The following is a 16,491-nucleotide window of genomic DNA, read 5'->3' as shown; positions in this document are numbered from 1 at the left end:
GGCACGAGTCATAAAAGCTCGTGTAAGTGCGGGCAAGTTCGTAGAGGTAGCCCGCCAGCCGGTGCGGCTCCAATGCTTCGGCAACCTCGCCGAGAACCGTCCCGTAGCCATCGAGGGCGAGCGCCAACTCTCGCTCCGCCGGCTCGAGTCGAGCGCGGGTGTCCACCGCAGCTTGGGTCGTAGCACCGGCCTTGCGCAGGATCGAGCACACCCGCGCGTGGGCATACTGCAGGTAGACGCCGGTGTTGCCGTTGAGTGAGGTCATCCGGCCGGGGTCGAAGCTGTAGTCCTTGACCCGGGAAGTCGACAGATCCGCGTACTTGACCGCACCGATACCCGTTTGCTCAGCGATGGTGTCGAGTTCGTCCGGAGTCAGGTCAGGGTTCTTCTCGGCGACAACGGCACGGACACGGGCGACGGCTTCGTCCAGCAGGTCCATCAACCGAACCGTTCCTCCAGCACGGGTTTTGAAGGGTTTGCCGTCCGGCCCCAGGATGGTTCCATAGGCGACATGGTCGACACCGATCGCGTCGGTGAGCCAGCCTGCTCGCCGCGCCGCTTCGAAGACCAGCTGAAAGTGCAGTGCCTGACGTGAGTCGGTGACATACAGCAGCCGGTCGGCGTGCAGGGAGGTGATGCGGTATCGGATGGTGGCCAGGTCAGTGCTGTCGTAGCCGTAGCCGCCGTCGCGTTTGCGGGCCATCAGCACGGCAGGCTGATCGTCGGGGCCTTTGACCTGTTCGGACAGCACGACAATCGCACCATCGCTGTCGACCGCCACGCCCTTGTCGACAAGTTCGGTGACCGTGTCCGGCCAACTGGTCGTTGTAGAACGACTCGCCGATGTAGTCATCGGGTGTCAGCAGGACACCAAGCCGGTCATAGATCGCACCGAACGCTTTTTCGGACTCGGCGACGATTTCCCGCCATCGTGCGACAGTTTCGGGGTCACCGGCTTGCAGGGCAACGACGTGGTTCCGCGCCCGGTCGGCGAAGGAAGGATCGGCGTCGAACTGCGCGCGGGCAGCCTTGTACAGGCTGTCCAGCGCCGATACCGAGCTGGTTCTGGTATCGAGTTCCTCTGTGTGCCAGGGTGATTCGGGATGCTCGTCGATGTATTGGATGAGTATCCCGAACTGGGTGCCCCAGTCGCCCAAATGGTTCACGGGGCGTTCAGCGATTTCCCGCCCGATTGTGCTCGACCGTGGCCACGAAATCCGGGTGCGCGGAAACGATCAGCTGGTCGGCTGTTTCGTTCATCCAGACATCGGCGAAATAGCGGGAGCGACTCCAGGAGAGCATCGCCGCCAGCAACGCGATCGGCATGCATCCGGGCACGCTCATGAAAGCCACAGGCAAATAGAGCGGTTCGAGTTCGAGCGCCCGTGCGATGAGTGCGGCCGCGATTGTCAGCGGTATCGCCAGCAGTGCCAGCAGCGCGATTCGACGAAAGCGCCGGATTTCATGCAGACAGAACTCGCAGGCCGGGCAGTCGAAGCGAACGCGCGCCAGGACGGGCTCCCGCCGCCCGGGTTTCATGGAGCGCAACATGGCTCGCAGTGTCGGCAACTCCGATAGTGGGCCACTGGAATTGACTGCGAAGGAACGGGTCTCATTGGCGGTGCAACCGTGCTCGCTGCACAACCCCGGCATCGGCTCAGTGAGAACGAGTTCCGTCGGTGCCGTCGCGAAGGTCGGCGTCAAATCCGGGTTGATCTCAGTGTCGAAGACCACCCGCGCCCTGGTCACTGCAGCCATCCGCGCTGCTGGCGGTCCCGGAAGTATTCGTCGTCCTCGTCGTCGTCATCAGTCGGGGTTACGATGCGATCGCGGTTGGGCTTGCGGGTGCCCGGGATGACGGCGTTCCCGGCGGGCGCCGGCCGATCCGCGGGAGGTGGCATCGGCCGGTCCGCCGGCCGCTGGTCCTCTAATAGGTCAGACCGTAGTCGCACCAACTCGGCTTCGCCCTGGGCGGCGAGCCGTTGCCGTTCCTCATCCGGCATGTCCGCGAACTGCTGCATGGCGGCGGGCAACGTACGATCGAGCACCCGATTGAATGCCTCGCTGTGCATCAATTCGCGTGCGCTGCCCTTGCCTTCGAGGACACCGCGCAGCTGCTCCTTCAGTTGCGGATCGGTGGCGGTATCCATCAGCACCCGAATCGCCCGGGACAGTTGGCGTGAGGCCCCGAGATCGCCGTGGGCCAGATCGTGAATCGGCTCGGGCGCGTTCATTCAGGCTCCAGGGTGGTCGTAGGTGGCGGTGGGCAGGCTCGGCATATTGGCGGACTCGACCACCGCGGCTACGCCGAAACCGACCCCGGCGATGGCCTCGAGTGCGACATACGCGGCGTTGAACTTCTCGACCAGCATGCCCCATTGCGCGATCACCTTCGCCGTGGTCGCGGTGGCGGCGGCGACCAGGGCCGCCGTTGCGAAAATTCCGACGCCGGTGAGCGCGGAGACCTCGGCCGCGGCCCATTCGATCACCGCCATGGCAGCCCAGTCCAGCAAGGTCTGCAAAGCATTACTCATGGCGGTGGAGAGGTGGTACGCCGTCGTCGCGAAGCGGTTGATCTCAGTCGCCATCTGCTTCAATGGCTCGACCTGCGCGGAAATGGCTGTCGAGAGCTTCGTGAAATAGGCTTGAGCGCTGGTCGCCGCGTTACCGTCCCACGTCGCGTCGACAGTCGTCGCGGCGGACTTGACCGATTCGGAGAAACTCGCGCTGTAGGAAGCCAGGTTTTCTACCGCCTTGCCCGCCTTCTGCAAGGCCTCCCAATCACCGGAGATCTTGGTGGTGAGCCACTTCAGCGGGTCTGTCCCGAGGACGTTCTCGCACCATTTACAAGCCCAATACGTTGGCGAAATGGCGTTCGAGGTGATGAGGAACTCGAAACTGTCGTTGAGCGGGTCCTCGAGCGAAGGTTCCGCCAGGTTCTCGGACGGCGTATTCGTCATCAGTTGCTGCCTGTGGGGTACGTGCGGTCCAACTCGTCGGCGCGCGCGTGGTCGGTGGTCCGGTAAACCTGCGCGACCTTGGTCAATTCGGTCGCCGCAGCGTCGGCGAGGGCGCCGAGGGTGGCGTAATTGGGCTTCAGCTTGTCGTGCGCCTCCGCAACGGCGCTCAGCCCGATCCGGATGAGCCCGCCGTCGCCCCACACGGTGTTGTCCAAGACCAGCCACTTTTCCAGATAGTTTGCGACATTCGCATTGGCCTCGGCCAGCGTCTTCAAAGCCGCGGCGAACGCGTCCACTTCGGCTGGATCGACTTTGAAAATCTCCGACATCGGACCTCCCCTCTCGGCCGTGCGCCGACCGCTCTACACCGAAGCACCCTCACACAAGATGCGCACGCAGCGCAACTTCGCCGATATCTCGTGCGGCGGTGCGTGGCAACCGTCCCGACTGCGGACGATCTGCGGCACCCACTGTGCGTGTCTTTGGTGCCTGTGAGCCAAACTGATCGTTTAGCGAACCAGGTGGGCTGACCTGCGAAAATGCGTGGGCCACTATTGTGGTGGTTGCCAAGAGCTGAATAGCACCGCTTGTCGCGACTGGCGGCCACGCGGGAAACGATGAGCGAGATCTGCGCCGAGATCGCCGAAACGACCCTCTCGAGGTGGGCGAGGTTTCGGCCCGTAGAACGGGAATGATTGCGTCGCAGCCGATTCCGGATGGATCGCTGATCGGATTGGTGCTGGCGCCCCAGCGAGCAGCGGAGATGAAAGCGTCGGCGCAGCAGGAGGATTACGCCGAGATCCTGGCGGTGCCCGCCGAGTCCGGTGGCGGCTTGCGGGCCGGGCAGGTCGCCGCTGTCGCCTGCCAGCCTGAAGGGCTGTGATGCAGATTAGATGAGCGCCGTCACGAGCCAGCTCCTGTACTCGACGCGTCAATCCGATCCGAGCGCAATCCATCTGCGCCTGTCGTACTCCAACTCGGCTCGCTCGTCGTCTCCGGCATGTCTACTGGTCGAACCGGAACCCGAAGAGCCCTCCGTCCTGCGACCTGTCTGTCAATCTCGGCTCGATAATGAAAGGGCCAGGAATGAATCCAAGACGTTCCGCTTTCGAGAGGTCGTCTTCGTTGATGGTGACAATGTATTGCAAATTCTCTTCCTGACAAAGTTCGACCGCAGCCTCTAGCGCGCGGGTGAGTTGACGGTCGTCCACACCGTCAAAAATATGGCTGTCGTGTACCAGGAAATCCGGGCCGCGACCGCCGCGGTGAGCTAACACGGCCATCGTGAGGTCGAAACAAAATATAGACATCTTGTTGATACCCTGGCTGGCATCGCTCATTATCTTGGGGGTGATCTTCAGACTGCTCGCACCTGCCTGAACGGCCAGATATGCCGGCCTGTCGTCTCCATAGAGCTTGCTGACCAATTTGTGGAAGAGCCGCGTGGCCTCGTCGATCTGCGGTTGACGTTCGTCTAGATCCAGGGTTACCGCGCGGGTCAGTTCGACTCGCGCAGCATCCAACTCTCTACTGCTCGCCTCGACGGTTTGGGCGGCCTCCAGCCGATGCTGAAGTGCCCCGATTTTAGCTTCCTCTTGGGCCAATGCTTTCTGAAGTGTCGTGAGAGCTTCCAAAGCCCCGCCTTCGCTCAGCTCACCGAGGACGCGGCTCTGCTCCTCGTCGAGACGAATGCGTTCCTTTCTCCGGCGATCGAGATTTTCCAAGGTCGCCTCGATCTCGTCTTTCAAATAGGTGCGTCGATTCCTTACGACAGCGGCGTGGAATTCCTTCACCTCTTCGAACCGTCGCAGCGCCTGTCCCGGTAGAGCGACTCCCAGTTGATCGTAGACTTGTTCCAGATACCGGACCTCGGGGTCGACCGTCTCCTCGACCGCACGGTGCAGATGGTCCAAATTCCGCTGATCGCACGATGCTCGGCGAATCAACGCTCGGCGCTATCAACAGCTTCGCCCAAGCATCGGGTGCGTAGCATCTCAGCGAGCGCTTTCGCCGAGCGTCGATCGACCCGTCAGCGTAACAACATAATTGCGAAAGATGCACTTACCGCTCCAGCACCGCGGCCGAGGCCCGGCCAGCAGAGTGCTGCCATCTACTCCATTGGTCGGACTCAACCCGCCATCGCGGCCAGCACCGCCCGCGCGAACGCGGCGGCGTTCGGCCCGGCGCTACGGACAACCCCCAACTCTTCCCGCAGCAACCCGCCCATCACCAGCACATCGATGACGGGTCGTATGAGCCATGCGGTGTGCCCGCCCGCCATCCGGCCTGCCGAATCTTGCCAGCCGAGCGCGGTCACGCAGTCTGCCGCGATCTGGGTGGCTTGCTCCGCTCGGCCCGCGGCGATGGCGAGGAGGAACACCGCCGCGGCTTCCTTCTGGGGGCTGCCTTTGCTGAGCGAGCTGAACCGTTCGGCGATGTGGAACCACAACGCCACTGGATCGTCGTGCAGGCGACGGGCTGCTGTGGTCGAGATCAGGCGGCCCTGATGCTTGCGGAGCAACCCCAGCCGTTGCGCGGATTGCCGCAGGTCAGCAACATGCGGGGTGAGATCTTCCCGGTTACCCTTGCCGATCCAGCGCTCGGCGAGACCGAGGTCGGCGAAGATCGCCGCGACCACCGCCGGCGGCATATTCCCTGCCGCAGTCAGCTTCACGCCGTCCGGCCCGACATGGTCGAGCAAGACACGGAAGGGGTGAACCAGGGCGGTGGCGGTGTCGATATCGACCTCGACCGGGCCGTCCAATCCGGCCTTGACGAGTAGCAGCCGGAGCTCTCGCTGCTGAGGGTTGGGTAAGTAGCGCAGAGCGTCGACGAGTACGCCCGGCACTCGCCCGAAGCCTGGCGATTCCGGTGCCGGAGTATCGCGACTGCTGGTGCCGACCCCGAAATCAGCCAGCTCGGCGTTTATTTCGTCGATGTCGAACGCGACCGGCGACCAATCATCGGGATCGCTGTCGTTGCCGAAGCGGTCGGCGAACTCGGCACGAGCGAGGGCGTGGTCTTTGTGCGCGGGATCGGTCGCCGCGTCGAGCAGTTCGAATCCGGGCACGCCGCCGCAGTCATCGACAGGTGCGCGCCGGCGCCCGGCAGTGCATCGCGCGCGCAACGTCTCGGCAGTGCGCGGCAGTACTTTCTCCAATTTCACGAGGTGCTGCCAGTCGTCGCCGAAGTCGTAGCAGCAGAACAGCACCTCACCGATCTCGGTGAGTACCTCGTCGAGCCGGACCTGATCCTCGGGGACGCCCTGTTCCCCGAATGCGACCTGCTGCGGGCACAGGTAGTACTCGGTCCCGGCGCCGTAATATTCACGCCCGCTGCCGAACTGATGCAAGTGGCTGTCATCCCAGGCGAATGAACTCCGCACTATGTCGTGCAATTCGTCGAGAAACAGATCCGAGGCCAGCTCGAGCCGCCGCCACACTGGAGGCGAGGTGTAGCGCAAGTCGATCCGCACCTGGAAGGTCACCACCTCGGTACGGCGCGGACGTCGCCGCGAAGGCACGGCCTCCAGGTCGGCAGAATCGTCCGGACGCGGCGAAAAGGGGACAGCGATCACAGCATCTGCCTGCGATGCAGGGTCGCCGCCTGGCATAGAACCGGAGTCCCGTCACGGCCATCAGACTACTGCGGTCCCTCGAGCTGGGATCCTGCCTCGGATTCCTTCCGACAAGGTGGTGTGTGCGTGTGCTGCGCTGCCCGCCGGCGCAACAGCCGGGCCAGCACCCCACCCGTTTCAGAACAGCATGCAGGTAACACAATGCCATCCGATGGAGATGCTGATCGCGCGCAACCCGGACGCGCAATCCCGGTTGCCGCATCTTCTGCGCCTGCCCTTGCCGGGTGGGCTGGTATTTCGCACATGGGGACCTGGCCGCGCACCAACGCGCTGTACTGCTACCCCGTGGGAGCCGACGAGTGGCCCGATGCGCCGGAGCTCGTCGAACGGGTCGCGGTGCGGTCCTGTGTGCGACGCGGCGCCGCTATCGATCTTGTGCTCGATCGTGGCCGGGAGAACCGCTCGCAGATCGTGTACGCGCGGGCGCGCGGACGCGATGCGGTGTTCTGGCAGACCGCGCGGGTCCGGAAGAAGGCTCGGCCGAGTGTGCGCACCCCTATCGCGAAGGCCGCCGGGGTGGCCGACCTGGACATCGTGGTCGACTCGCGGGAGCAGTATCCCTACAAGTTCGCGCGCCAGCAGGTGACGACGAGTCGGCGGGCACTTGCCCGCCGGGGACTACGGGATCGTCACCGACGGTCGATTGGTGGCGCCGGGCGAACGGAAATCGCTGGCCGACCTCTCGCCCGCCACGCCGGTAACGATTCCAGCCACGGTAGAACTGCCGGCCGGAACAGACGTCGTGTCCTGACCCACACCGGGGCGCTACTCGATGTCGAGATCCAATTGTTCCCAGGTGATTTCGAATTCGAGTGGGTCGATGACCGATATCGCTGCGCCGGGACCGTGACCCCTCGGGCCCGCAGGCACGGTGCCTGCGATGGTCGATCGCGCACCGCGTCACGCAGCGCTCGCTGGAGATTGTGGGTAATCGAGACGTGGTTGGGTGAGGGCGATTCGCAATGCACCAGCATGCCGTCTTTGACCTCGATCGTCCGAGCCAAGTCGATCGGCATCGCAAGATACATCGCCATGTCGATGACAGGGATGACGGTACGCATCCACGACCAGTCGTATGCCTCGGTCACACCGATCAGCGTAATGCCTGCACGGCGAGCATCGTGCCGGTACAACCAGCGAAACCCTCCGCGATGACGGGCCGCCCACGGACCCGGTCCTGCCGGCGAAGCGCTCCACGCTCCGCGCCCTGATCCGACTGAGTCGCCCGGCAGCGGAGCCTCGGATAGCAACCGATCAGCAAGCTCCTTGTTTCCGGCGACAACCCGTCACGCAAGGTCGCCGCCACCGGCTGTGCCGACGCCCGGAGACCGCCCCGCACGGCCCCCACAACTGTGTTAACAAATGTAAAGGAACAGAGAACCAGCGGTTTCCAAAGTTTCACGAATCCGATCCAAAACCCCCGTCCAGGACCGTATTTCTGCCCGTCGCCGGGTATCGGCCCAGGTCGCGCCGCGGTCGGCGTCCATACGCCGCGAGCGCACAGTGACCATCACGTTGCGGCCGCCTCACAGCTCACCCTGGGCCGCGGAGGGCTGTGAGTGAAACGTTTGGACCCGCGCGGCGCCCTCTTTACAGTCGGAGCATCAACCCGATCGCACAGCTCGAAGGGGACGTCGTGGTTAATTCACGTAGCCAGGGTCGCGTACCCTCCGCCCCGGCCACCGACGCCGGGGACGCGCTCCTGCGGCTGGGGAAATACTTCCACCGGGGCGAGATATCGGCCGATCAGCGGACGCTGCACAAGGTCGGCGGGCGCAGCGCCGACGAGTTCTATCGGGATCGCTGGTCGCACGACAAGGTGGTGCGCTCCACGCACGGCGTGAACTGCACCGGGTCCTGCTCGTGGAAGATCTACGTCAAAGACGGCGTGATCACCTGGGAGTCGCAGCAGACCGACTACCCTTCGGTGGGCTCGGACAAGCCGGAGTACGAGCCGCGCGGCTGCCCGCGCGGCGCGTCGTTCTCCTGGTACACCTATTCGCCCGCCCGGGTGCGCTACCCGTACGTGCGCGGCACGTTGCTGGAGTTGTACCGGGACGCCAAGTCCCGGCTCAAGGACCCGGTGCTGGCCTGGGGCGAGATCGTCGAAGACGCCGAGAAGGCGCGCAGCTACAAGGCCGCGCGCGGCAAGGGCGGATTCGTCCGCGCCGAATGGTGGGAGGCGGCCGAGATCGCCGCTGCCGCACACGTGTACACGATCAAGCAGTACGGCCCGGACCGGGTGGCCGGGTTCTCGCCGATCCCGGCCATGTCGATGGTCAGCCACGCCGTCGGCGCCCGCTTCATCTCGCTGCTCGGCGGCTCCATGCTGTCGTTCTACGACTGGTACGCCGACCTGCCGGTGGCCTCGCCGCAGGTGTTCGGCGACCAGACCGACGTGCCGGAGTCCGCGGACTGGTTCGACGCGGGCTACCTGATCATGTGGGGCTCCAACGTGCCGGTCACCCGGACGCCGGACGCGCACTACATGACCGAGGCCCGCTACCGGGGCCAGAAGGTGGTCGTGGTCTCCCCTGATTACGCCGACAACACCAAGTTCGCCGACGAGTGGGTGCCCGCGCGTCCCGGCACCGACGCCGCGCTGGCCATGGCGATGGGCCACGTGGTGCTGAAGGAATTCTTCGTCGAGAAGTCGACGCCGCGATTCCTCGATTACATCAAGCGCTACACCGACCTGCCGTACCTGATCACGCTGGAGGAGCGCGACGGCGCGTACCTGCCCGGCAAGTTCCTCACTGCCGCCGACCTGGGCCGCACCGGCGAGGGCGTGGATTTCCAGACGGTGCTGCTGGACGAGCGGGCGCAGCCGGTGGTGCCGAACGGGTCGCTCGGTCATCGGTTCGGCGAAGCGGGAACCGGGCGCTGGAACCTCGATCTCGGGGACGTCGATCCCCTCCTGAGTCTGTACGGCCGCACCGACGATGCTGCGGCCGTACGGATTCCCCGCTTCGACAGCGACGTTCCCGGCGTGCTCGTCCGCGGTGTGCCGACCACGACGGTCGCGGGCAAGCGGGTCACGACGGTCTTCGATCTGCTGCTGGCCCAGTACGGCGTCGGCCGCGACGGACTGCCCGGCACCTGGCCCAGCGGCTACGACGACGCGGCCGAGCCCTACACCCCGGCCTGGCAGGAAGCCATCACCGGCGTGCCCGCCGTGCAGGCCCAGCGCATCGCACGGGAGTTCGCCGACAACGCCGACCGTTCCGGCGGCCGCTCGATGATCCTGATGGGCGCGGGCACCAACCACTGGTTCCACTCCGACCAGATCTACCGCGCGTTCTTCACCCTCACGCTGCTGACCGGCTGCCAGGGCGTGAACGGCGGCGGCTGGGCGCATTACGTCGGGCAGGAGAAATGCCGCCCGGTCACCGGCTGGTCCACGCTGGCATTCGGCCTGGACTGGCAGCGCCCGCCGCGGCAGATGCAGGGCACCGTGTTCTGGTACCTGACCAACGACCAGTGGCGCTACGACCCGTTCACCGCCGAGTCGTTCGCCTCGCCGCTGGGCACGGGCACGTTCGCCGGACGCACGGCCGCCGACAATATCGCGCTGGCGAGCAGGCTGGGCTGGATGCCGAGCTACCCGACGTTCGACCGCAATCCGCTCGACCTGGTGGACGAGGCCGAGGCCGCGGGCAAGACCGCGCCGGAGCACGTGGTGGACGGACTGAAGTCCGGCGACCTGAAATTCGCCTGCGAGGACCCGGACGCGCCGGAGAACTTCCCACGCTGCCTGACCGTGTGGCGGGCGAACCTGCTCGGCTCCTCCGGCAAAGGCAACGAGTACTTCCAGCGCCACCTGCTCGGCGCCGACTCCAACCTGCAGGCCACGGAAGCCACCGGCGTGCGGCCGCAGGAGCTGAACTGGCGCGAGACCGCCGCCACCGGCAAGCTGGATCTGCTGCTGTCGCTGGACTTCCGGATGACCAGCACCACGCTGTTCTCCGACATCGTGCTGCCCGCCGCCACCTGGTACGAGAAGCACGACCTGTCTTCCACCGACATGCACCCGTTCGTGCACGCCTTCTCCCCGGCCATCTCGCCGCCCTGGGAAGCCAAGACCGACTTCGACGCCTTCCACCGGATCGCCCGCGGCTTCTCCTGGATGGCCGAGAAGCATCTGGGCAAGCGCAAGGACATCGTCGCGGTGCCGTTGCAGCACGACTCGCCGGACGCGACAGCGCAGGCGGGCGGGCGCGTGCTGGACTGGAAAGCCGGTGAGTGCGAACCGATTCCGGGCAAGACCATGCCGAAACTGGTCGTGGTCGAACGCGACTACCCGAAGGTCGCGGAGAAGATGGCCGCGCTCGGGCCGCTGGTCGACACGCTCGGTGTCACCACGAAGGGCGTCACCACCTACCCCGACCAGGAGGTCGAGTACCTGGCCGGAGTGAACGGCACGGTGGTGTCCGGCATCGCGCGGGGCCGCCCGTCGCTGGCCAAGGACACGCATGCGGCCGAGGCGATCCTCGCGCTGTCGGGCACCACCAACGGCAGGCTCGCGGTGGAGGGTTTCCACGCGCTGGAACGCCGCACCGGAACGAAACTCGCCGATCTGGCCGCCGAGCACGAGGGCAAGCGGATCACTTTCGCCGACACCCAAGCGCGTCCGGTGCCGGTGATCACCTCGCCGGAATGGTCGGGCAGCGAGACCGGCGGACGCCGGTACTCGCCGTTCACCATCAACACCGAGCGGCTCAAGCCCTGGCACACGCTCACCGGGCGGCAGCACTTCTACCTCGATCACGACTGGATGATCGAACTCGGCGAGCAGCTGCCGATCTTCCGGCCGCCGCTGGACATGACCGCGCTGTTCCGCGAGCCCTCGATCGGCGAGGTCGGTGCGAAGGGCGTCACGGTGCGCTATCTGACGCCGCACTCGAAGTGGTCGATCCACTCCGCTTACCAGGACAACCTGCACATGCTGACGCTCTCGCGCGGCGGGCAGACGATCTGGATGTCCGATCGCGACGCGGCGAAGATCGGCGTGGCCGACAACGACTGGATCGAGGCGATCAACCGCAACGGCATCGTGGTCGCCCGCGCCATCGTCAGCCACCGGATGCCGGAAGGCACGGTGTTCATGTATCACGCCCAGGACCGCGCGGTGGACGTGCCGCGCATCGAAGGCCTCGGCGAGGACACCAAGGGCCGGGGCAAGCGCGGCGGCATTCACAACGCGCTCACCCGCATCATGATCAAGCCCTCGCATCTCATCGGCGGCTACGCGCAGCAGTCCTTCGCGCTGAACTATCACGGCCCCACCGGAAATCAGCGCGACGAGGTGACCACGATTCGCAGGCGCTCGCAGGAAGTGAAGTACTGACATGGGCGGCACGCGGGCACCATCCACCGACGCGAGAAAGCGGTACTGACATGCGCGTCATGGCACAGCTGGCCATGGTGATGAACCTGGACAAGTGCATCGGCTGCCACACCTGCTCGGTCACCTGTAAGCAGGCGTGGACCAATCGCGGCGGTACCGAGTACGTCTGGTTCAACAACGTGGAAACCCGTCCGGGACAGGGCTACCCGCGGCAGTATCAGGATCAGGAGAAGTGGAAGGGCGGCTGGACGCTGAACAAGCGCGGCAAGCTCACGCTGAAGTCCGGGTCCCGGCTGAAGCGGCTGCTGAACATCTTCGCCAACCCGGATCTGCCCACGGTCGAGGACTACTACGAGCCGTGGAGCTATGACTACGACAACCTGCTGTCCTCGCCGCCGGTCGACACCACGCCGGTCGCGCGGCCCAAATCGCTGATCACGGGCGAGGACACGCAGGTCACCTGGGGCGCGAACTGGGACGACGACCTCGGCTCCGGCCCCGAGCAGGTCGGCCGGGACCCGCTGCTGGCGAAACTCTCGCAGCAGGTGAAACTGGAGTTCGAAGAGACCTTCATGTTCTACCTGCCGCGCATCTGCGAGCACTGCCTGAACCCCTCCTGCGCGGCGTCCTGCCCGTCCGGCGCGATCTACAAGCGCGCCGAGGACGGCATCGTGCTGGTCGACCAGGACAAGTGCCGCGGCTGGCGGCAGTGCGTGTCGGGCTGCCCGTACAAGAAGATCTACTTCAACCACAAGACGGGTAAGGCGGAGAAGTGCACCTTCTGCTACCCGCGCGTGGAGGTCGGCATTCCGACGGTGTGCTCGGAGACCTGCGTCGGGCGGCTGCGCTACATCGGCGTCATGCTCTACGACGCCGACGCGGTGCTCGAGGCGGCGTCCGTCACCGACGACAAGGATCTCTACCCCGCGCAGCTCGGAGTGTTCCTCAATCCGCACGACCCGAGGGTGATCGCGGAGGCGGAGCGAGCCGGTATCTCGCCGGAATGGCTTCAGGCGGCGCAGGATTCGCCGGTCTACCGGCTGATCGTGGACTACCAGATCGCGCTACCGCTGCATCCGGAGTACCGCACCATGCCGATGGTCTGGTACGTGCCGCCGCTGTCGCCGGTGGTGGATGTGCTCAGCGAGACCGGGCACGACGGCGAGAACGTGTCGAACCTGTTCGGCGCCATCGACGCGCTGCGCATCCCGGTGGAGTACCTGGCCGAGCTGTTCACCGCGGGTGATGTGGGACCGGTGCGCGCCGCCCTGCAACGCCTGGCCGCCATGCGCTCGTTCATGCGGTCGGTGAACCTCGGCGAGGAGCCCGATCCCTCGATCGCGCCGTCGGTGCGGCTGGAACCGGAGGAGATCGAGTCGATGTACCGGCTGCTGGCCATCGCCAAGTACGAGCACCGCTACGTCATCCCGACCGGCGCGGGAGCGCGTGCGCACGAACTGGATTCGCTCGCCACCGGGTGCAGCTTGGACACCGACGGCGGTCCCGGCATGACGGCGTTCGACCAGATGGTGGAGAAGTTCCACCTCACCGACGCCAACGGCGCGGCGCCGGAGCAGAAGTCGTCCCGGATCAACCTGCTGAACTGGGACGGCAGGAGCACCGAGGGTCTGGTGCCGGGCAATGGCGCCGCGAACGCGCACGGCAACGGCAACGGCAACGGCAACGGGCACGCCACCGGCGCGAGCAACCCGCACGCGAGCGGTGCGGGCAACGGGAACGGTCCGAGTAACGAGCACGCGTCGAGCGACGCCGCCTCCGGTGATCCGGCTTCCGCGCCCAGCGGAGCGGCGCGATGAGCCTGCTGAAGCTGCGCCGCCGCCCGGAAGCGGTAGTCGAACTCGCCCAGCGCGACCGCCAGCTGGTGTGGCGGATCGCCGCGCTGCTGCTGGATTACCCGACCCAGCAGACATTGGCCATGATCGACCAATTGAACAGCGCAGCAGCCGGTTTGCCCGACGAGGTACGCGCGCACCTGAGCGCCTGCCTCGACTATTTGCGGACCACCCCGCCGCTGGAACTCGCGGCCGCCTACGTCGCGACGTTCGACCTGCGCCGCCGCGCCAGCCTGCATCTGACCTTCTACGCCTACGGCGACACCCGCAAGCGCGGGATGGCGCTGTTGCGGTTCAAGCACGCCTACCGGCACGCCGGGGTGGAACTCGGGGACGAGGAACTGCCCGATCACCTGCCGGTGCTGCTGGAGTTCGCCGCCACCGTCGATCCGATCGGGGGCGAACGGCTGCTCGGCGAGCACGTTCCGGTGCTGGAGCTGCTGCGACTCTCGCTATCGGACAACGACTCTCCCTATGCGGGAGTGCTCGCGGCGATCGGGGCCACGCTGCCGCCGCCGACCACCGCCGACCGCAGGCGCATCGCCGAACTCGCCGCCCAGGGCCCGCCCGAAGAGGAAGTCGGGCTGGAACCCTTCGCGATGGACCCCGCCCTGTTCGACGGATCGGAAGGCCGACGATGAACGCTTCCCCGCATCTGCCGGTCTCGCTGTGGCTGATCCTGCCGTACGTCGCGTTCACGTCGTTCGTGCTCGGGCACCTGTGGCGGTACCGCAACGACCAGTTCGGCTGGACCACCCGATCTTCGCAGATCTACGAGAGCCGCCTGCTGCGGCTGGGCAGTCCGCTGTTCCACTTCGGCATGCTCGGAGTGTTCGGCGGGCACGTGGTCGGAGTGCTCATCCCGGAGTCGTGGACCTCCGCCGTCGGCATCTCCGAGCAGGTCTATCACCTGGTCGCCGTCGGGGCGGGCTCGGTGGCGGGCCTGGCCGTGCTGGCCGGCGTCGGTATCCTGCTCTACCGCCGTGTCACCGTTCCCGCCGTGCGCAAGGCGACCACGGGCAACGACAAGCTGATGTACGGGCTGCTGGCCGCGGCATTGGTCACCGGCCTGCTCAACACCTGGGGCAGCAACCTGCTGTGGGGCACCTACAACTACCGCGAGACGGTGTCACCCTGGTTCCGCGGTCTGTTCACCCTCAGCCCGCAACCCGAGCTCATGGTGGATACCCCGTGGACCTTCCAACTGCACGGGCTGGTCGTGCTCGTCCTGATCGGGCTGTGGCCGTATACCCGGCTCGTGCACATGTTCAGTGCGCCGGTCGGCTACCTGGTGCGGCCGTATGTGGTCTACCGCAGCAAGGAATACAACGGACCGGACAAGCGCCGTTACGCCCGCGCGTGGGACGCGCCCGTGACGCCCGAACGCTGGCGCTGACCACGCCGTCGCGCGAGACCTCGCCCGGACAGCGGCGTCCGGGCGAGGTCTTCGGCGTTCGCCGCGGGTCGGCCCGATCAGGCGTTGTCGTAGGCGTCCTGGAGAACCGCGAGATCGAGTTTGGACATCGACCGCAGGGCGGTGCCGACGGCGATGGTCTTGGCGGGATCGTCACCGCTCATCAGCTTCGGCAGCGCCGAGGGCACTACCTGCCAGGACAGGCCGTAGCGGTCCTTCAGCCAGCCGCAGGGGCCGGGCTCGCCGCCGTCCGCGGTGAGCGCGTCCCACAGTCGGTCGACCTCCGCCTGGGTGTCCACGACCACCTGCAGCGACGCGGCGTCGGTGAGCGGATGGTCCGGACCGCCGTTCATGAGCGTGACCGCCTGACCATCCAGGTCCAGCGAGACGATGAACGCGGAGCCGTCGGAGTTGCGCGAGACGTCGACCACTCGCGAGTTCGGGATCACCGATGCGTACAAGGCGGCGGCGTCCTCGGCGGTGTTGTCGAACCAGAAGAAGGTGTTGACGGACATGATGTGCTCCTGTGCTGTGGCGTGACCTGCTGTCACCTACTGGTCGGAGCCGTCCGCCCCCCTTCGACATAGTTCGCGAGAATTCCCGAAATTTTTTTCGGCCGCGTTTCACCGCAGTCCGCCAGGTGGTCACTGAATAACCGCTACAACCCCAGGTCGTTCCCCCTTTTCGCAGGCAGAATCCATCGATCTCGACGGTAACCAGGCATACGCTGATGTTTGACCACCATGATGTGGTCTACCCCACTTCTGGGGACATCAAGTCTCGGCGCCCCGGCTTCGCAGGGCGGTGGCGGCCGAGGCGAGCAAGGAGTGAGTAATGAAAGGTGGAGCAAAAATCGCGTTAGGGGTGGGTCTGGGGTACCTGCTCGGCCGCACGAAGAAAATGCGTTTCGCGATGACGCTGGCAGGCGCCGTGCTGGCGAGGCGATCCACGGGAGCGCCCGCCGAACTGCTCGAGCGCGGCACGGAGCTGCTGAAATCGACACCGGAGTTGACCCGGATCACCGACACCGTGCGTGACGAGTTGGTCGGCGCGGCGCGCGCGGCCGCGGTCACCGCGGCCAGCAACCGCATCGATGCGCTCAGCGACCGGTTGCAGCGGGGGACGACGCTCCTGGCGGGCGAGGATCGCCGTGGCTCGCAGGCGGCGGATTTCGAGGAGGACGAAGAGCGGGCGCCCGAGGCCGAGTACGAGGACCAGGAGCAAGAACCCGAGGCCGAGTACGAAGACGAGGAGCAAGAACCCGAGGCCGAGTACGAAGA

13 protein-coding genes and 3 pseudogenes are annotated in these 16,491 nt (G+C 65.9%); 7 read left to right on the top strand and 9 right to left on the bottom strand.

Annotated elements, in window-relative coordinates; genetic code table 11:
• The 6 genes and pseudogenes from argS (ACT89H_RS28970) to ACT89H_RS28945 form a co-directional block, all read right to left on the bottom strand.
• A partial coding sequence (argS, locus tag ACT89H_RS28970) for an arginine--tRNA ligase domain-containing protein (protein ID WP_445111843.1) occupies positions 1–853 on the bottom strand: 853 nt, incomplete at its 3' end.
• Positions 854–881: 28 nt separating this feature from the next.
• A pseudogene (argS, locus tag ACT89H_RS28965) lies at positions 882–1,166 on the bottom strand (arginine--tRNA ligase domain-containing protein); the annotation flags it as partial.
• Between the two features lie 7 nt (positions 1,167–1,173).
• Positions 1,174–1,758, bottom strand: coding sequence for a hypothetical protein (locus tag ACT89H_RS28960; RefSeq protein WP_445111842.1), 585 nt, complete (start codon positions 1,756–1,758; stop codon positions 1,174–1,176).
• A complete protein-coding gene (locus tag ACT89H_RS28955; RefSeq protein WP_445111841.1) occupies positions 1,746–2,234 on the bottom strand; it encodes a hypothetical protein in 489 nt (162 codons plus the stop codon). Before ACT89H_RS28955 ends, ACT89H_RS28960 begins: the two co-directional genes overlap by 13 nt.
• The gene (locus ACT89H_RS28950) at positions 2,235–2,960 is read right to left on the bottom strand and encodes a WXG100 family type VII secretion target (protein WP_445111840.1); all 726 of its coding nucleotides are present in this window, start codon (positions 2,958–2,960) and stop codon (positions 2,235–2,237) included.
• Positions 2,960–3,289 carry a type VII secretion target gene (locus ACT89H_RS28945; RefSeq protein ID WP_445111839.1) on the bottom strand — a complete coding sequence of 110 codons (330 nt, stop codon included), beginning with the start codon at positions 3,287–3,289 and terminating at the stop codon, positions 2,960–2,962. The genes ACT89H_RS28950 and ACT89H_RS28945 overlap by 1 nt, the downstream gene beginning before the upstream one ends.
• Before the next feature lie 362 nt (positions 3,290–3,651).
• Here ACT89H_RS28945 and ACT89H_RS28940 point away from each other — a divergent pair, with 362 nt between their 5' ends.
• The gene (locus tag ACT89H_RS28940) at positions 3,652–3,843 is read left to right on the top strand and encodes a hypothetical protein (RefSeq protein WP_445111838.1); all 192 of its coding nucleotides are present in this window, start codon (positions 3,652–3,654) and stop codon (positions 3,841–3,843) included.
• 121 nt (positions 3,844–3,964) lie between these two features.
• On the opposite strand, the gene ACT89H_RS28935 is transcribed toward ACT89H_RS28940, so the two are convergent.
• Positions 3,965–4,873 carry an ABC-three component system protein gene (locus tag ACT89H_RS28935; RefSeq protein ID WP_445111837.1) on the bottom strand — a complete coding sequence of 303 codons (909 nt, stop codon included), beginning with the start codon at positions 4,871–4,873 and terminating at the stop codon, positions 3,965–3,967.
• A 215-nt stretch (positions 4,874–5,088) separates the two neighbouring features.
• The gene (locus ACT89H_RS28930) at positions 5,089–6,483 is read right to left on the bottom strand and encodes a plasmid pRiA4b ORF-3 family protein (RefSeq protein WP_445111836.1); all 1,395 of its coding nucleotides are present in this window, start codon (positions 6,481–6,483) and stop codon (positions 5,089–5,091) included.
• A 265-nt stretch (positions 6,484–6,748) separates the two neighbouring features.
• Between ACT89H_RS28930 and ACT89H_RS28925 the strand changes: the two are divergent.
• The 5 genes and pseudogenes from ACT89H_RS28925 to narI form a co-directional block, all read left to right on the top strand.
• Positions 6,749–7,279: pseudogene (locus ACT89H_RS28925) on the top strand (PDDEXK family nuclease); the annotation flags it as partial.
• Positions 7,280–8,233: 954 nt separating this feature from the next.
• A complete protein-coding gene (locus tag ACT89H_RS28920; RefSeq protein ID WP_445111835.1) occupies positions 8,234–11,944 on the top strand; it encodes a nitrate reductase subunit alpha in 3,711 nt (1,236 codons plus the stop codon).
• 59 nt (positions 11,945–12,003) lie between these two features.
• Positions 12,004–13,761 carry a nitrate reductase subunit beta gene (gene narH / locus ACT89H_RS28915; protein ID WP_445111844.1) on the top strand — a complete coding sequence of 586 codons (1,758 nt, stop codon included), beginning with the start codon at positions 12,004–12,006 and terminating at the stop codon, positions 13,759–13,761.
• Positions 13,758–14,438, top strand: coding sequence for a nitrate reductase molybdenum cofactor assembly chaperone (gene narJ / locus ACT89H_RS28910; RefSeq protein WP_445111834.1), 681 nt, complete (start codon positions 13,758–13,760; stop codon positions 14,436–14,438). Before narH ends, narJ begins: the two co-directional genes overlap by 4 nt.
• Positions 14,435–15,193: a respiratory nitrate reductase subunit gamma gene (gene narI / locus ACT89H_RS28905; protein ID WP_445111833.1), complete on the top strand. Its 759-nt coding sequence runs from the start codon at positions 14,435–14,437 to the stop codon at positions 15,191–15,193. The genes narJ and narI overlap by 4 nt, the downstream gene beginning before the upstream one ends.
• 77 nt (positions 15,194–15,270) lie before the next feature.
• Here narI and ACT89H_RS28900 read toward each other — a convergent pair whose 3' ends face one another.
• Positions 15,271–15,726 (bottom strand): VOC family protein, encoded by a 456-nt coding sequence (locus tag ACT89H_RS28900; protein ID WP_445111832.1) that lies wholly within the window; start codon positions 15,724–15,726, stop codon positions 15,271–15,273.
• A gap of 319 nt (positions 15,727–16,045) precedes the next feature.
• Between ACT89H_RS28900 and ACT89H_RS28895 the strand changes: the two are divergent.
• Positions 16,046–16,491, top strand: a pseudogene (locus ACT89H_RS28895) (hypothetical protein); the annotation flags it as partial.

The sequence above is a fragment of the Nocardia aegles genome (genome assembly GCF_052545135.1).
The sequence above is the reverse complement of the archived record's forward strand: the minus strand, read 5'-3'. Positions and strand labels throughout refer to the sequence as shown.

Coding starts and splice junctions, on each gene's coding strand:
- ACT89H_RS28960 (WP_445111842.1), bottom strand. CDS start 1,758: ATGGCTGCAGTGACCAGGGCGCGGGTGGTCTTCGACACTGAGATCAAC.
- ACT89H_RS28955 (WP_445111841.1), bottom strand. CDS start 2,234: ATGAACGCGCCCGAGCCGATTCACGATCTGGCCCACGGCGATCTCGGG.
- ACT89H_RS28950 (WP_445111840.1), bottom strand. CDS start 2,960: ATGACGAATACGCCGTCCGAGAACCTGGCGGAACCTTCGCTCGAGGAC.
- ACT89H_RS28945 (WP_445111839.1), bottom strand. CDS start 3,289: ATGTCGGAGATTTTCAAAGTCGATCCAGCCGAAGTGGACGCGTTCGCC.
- ACT89H_RS28940 (WP_445111838.1), top strand. CDS start 3,652: ATGATTGCGTCGCAGCCGATTCCGGATGGATCGCTGATCGGATTGGTG.
- narH (WP_445111844.1), top strand. CDS start 12,004: ATGGCACAGCTGGCCATGGTGATGAACCTGGACAAGTGCATCGGCTGC.
- narJ (WP_445111834.1), top strand. CDS start 13,758: ATGAGCCTGCTGAAGCTGCGCCGCCGCCCGGAAGCGGTAGTCGAACTC.
- narI (WP_445111833.1), top strand. CDS start 14,435: ATGAACGCTTCCCCGCATCTGCCGGTCTCGCTGTGGCTGATCCTGCCG.
- ACT89H_RS28900 (WP_445111832.1), bottom strand. CDS start 15,726: ATGTCCGTCAACACCTTCTTCTGGTTCGACAACACCGCCGAGGACGCC.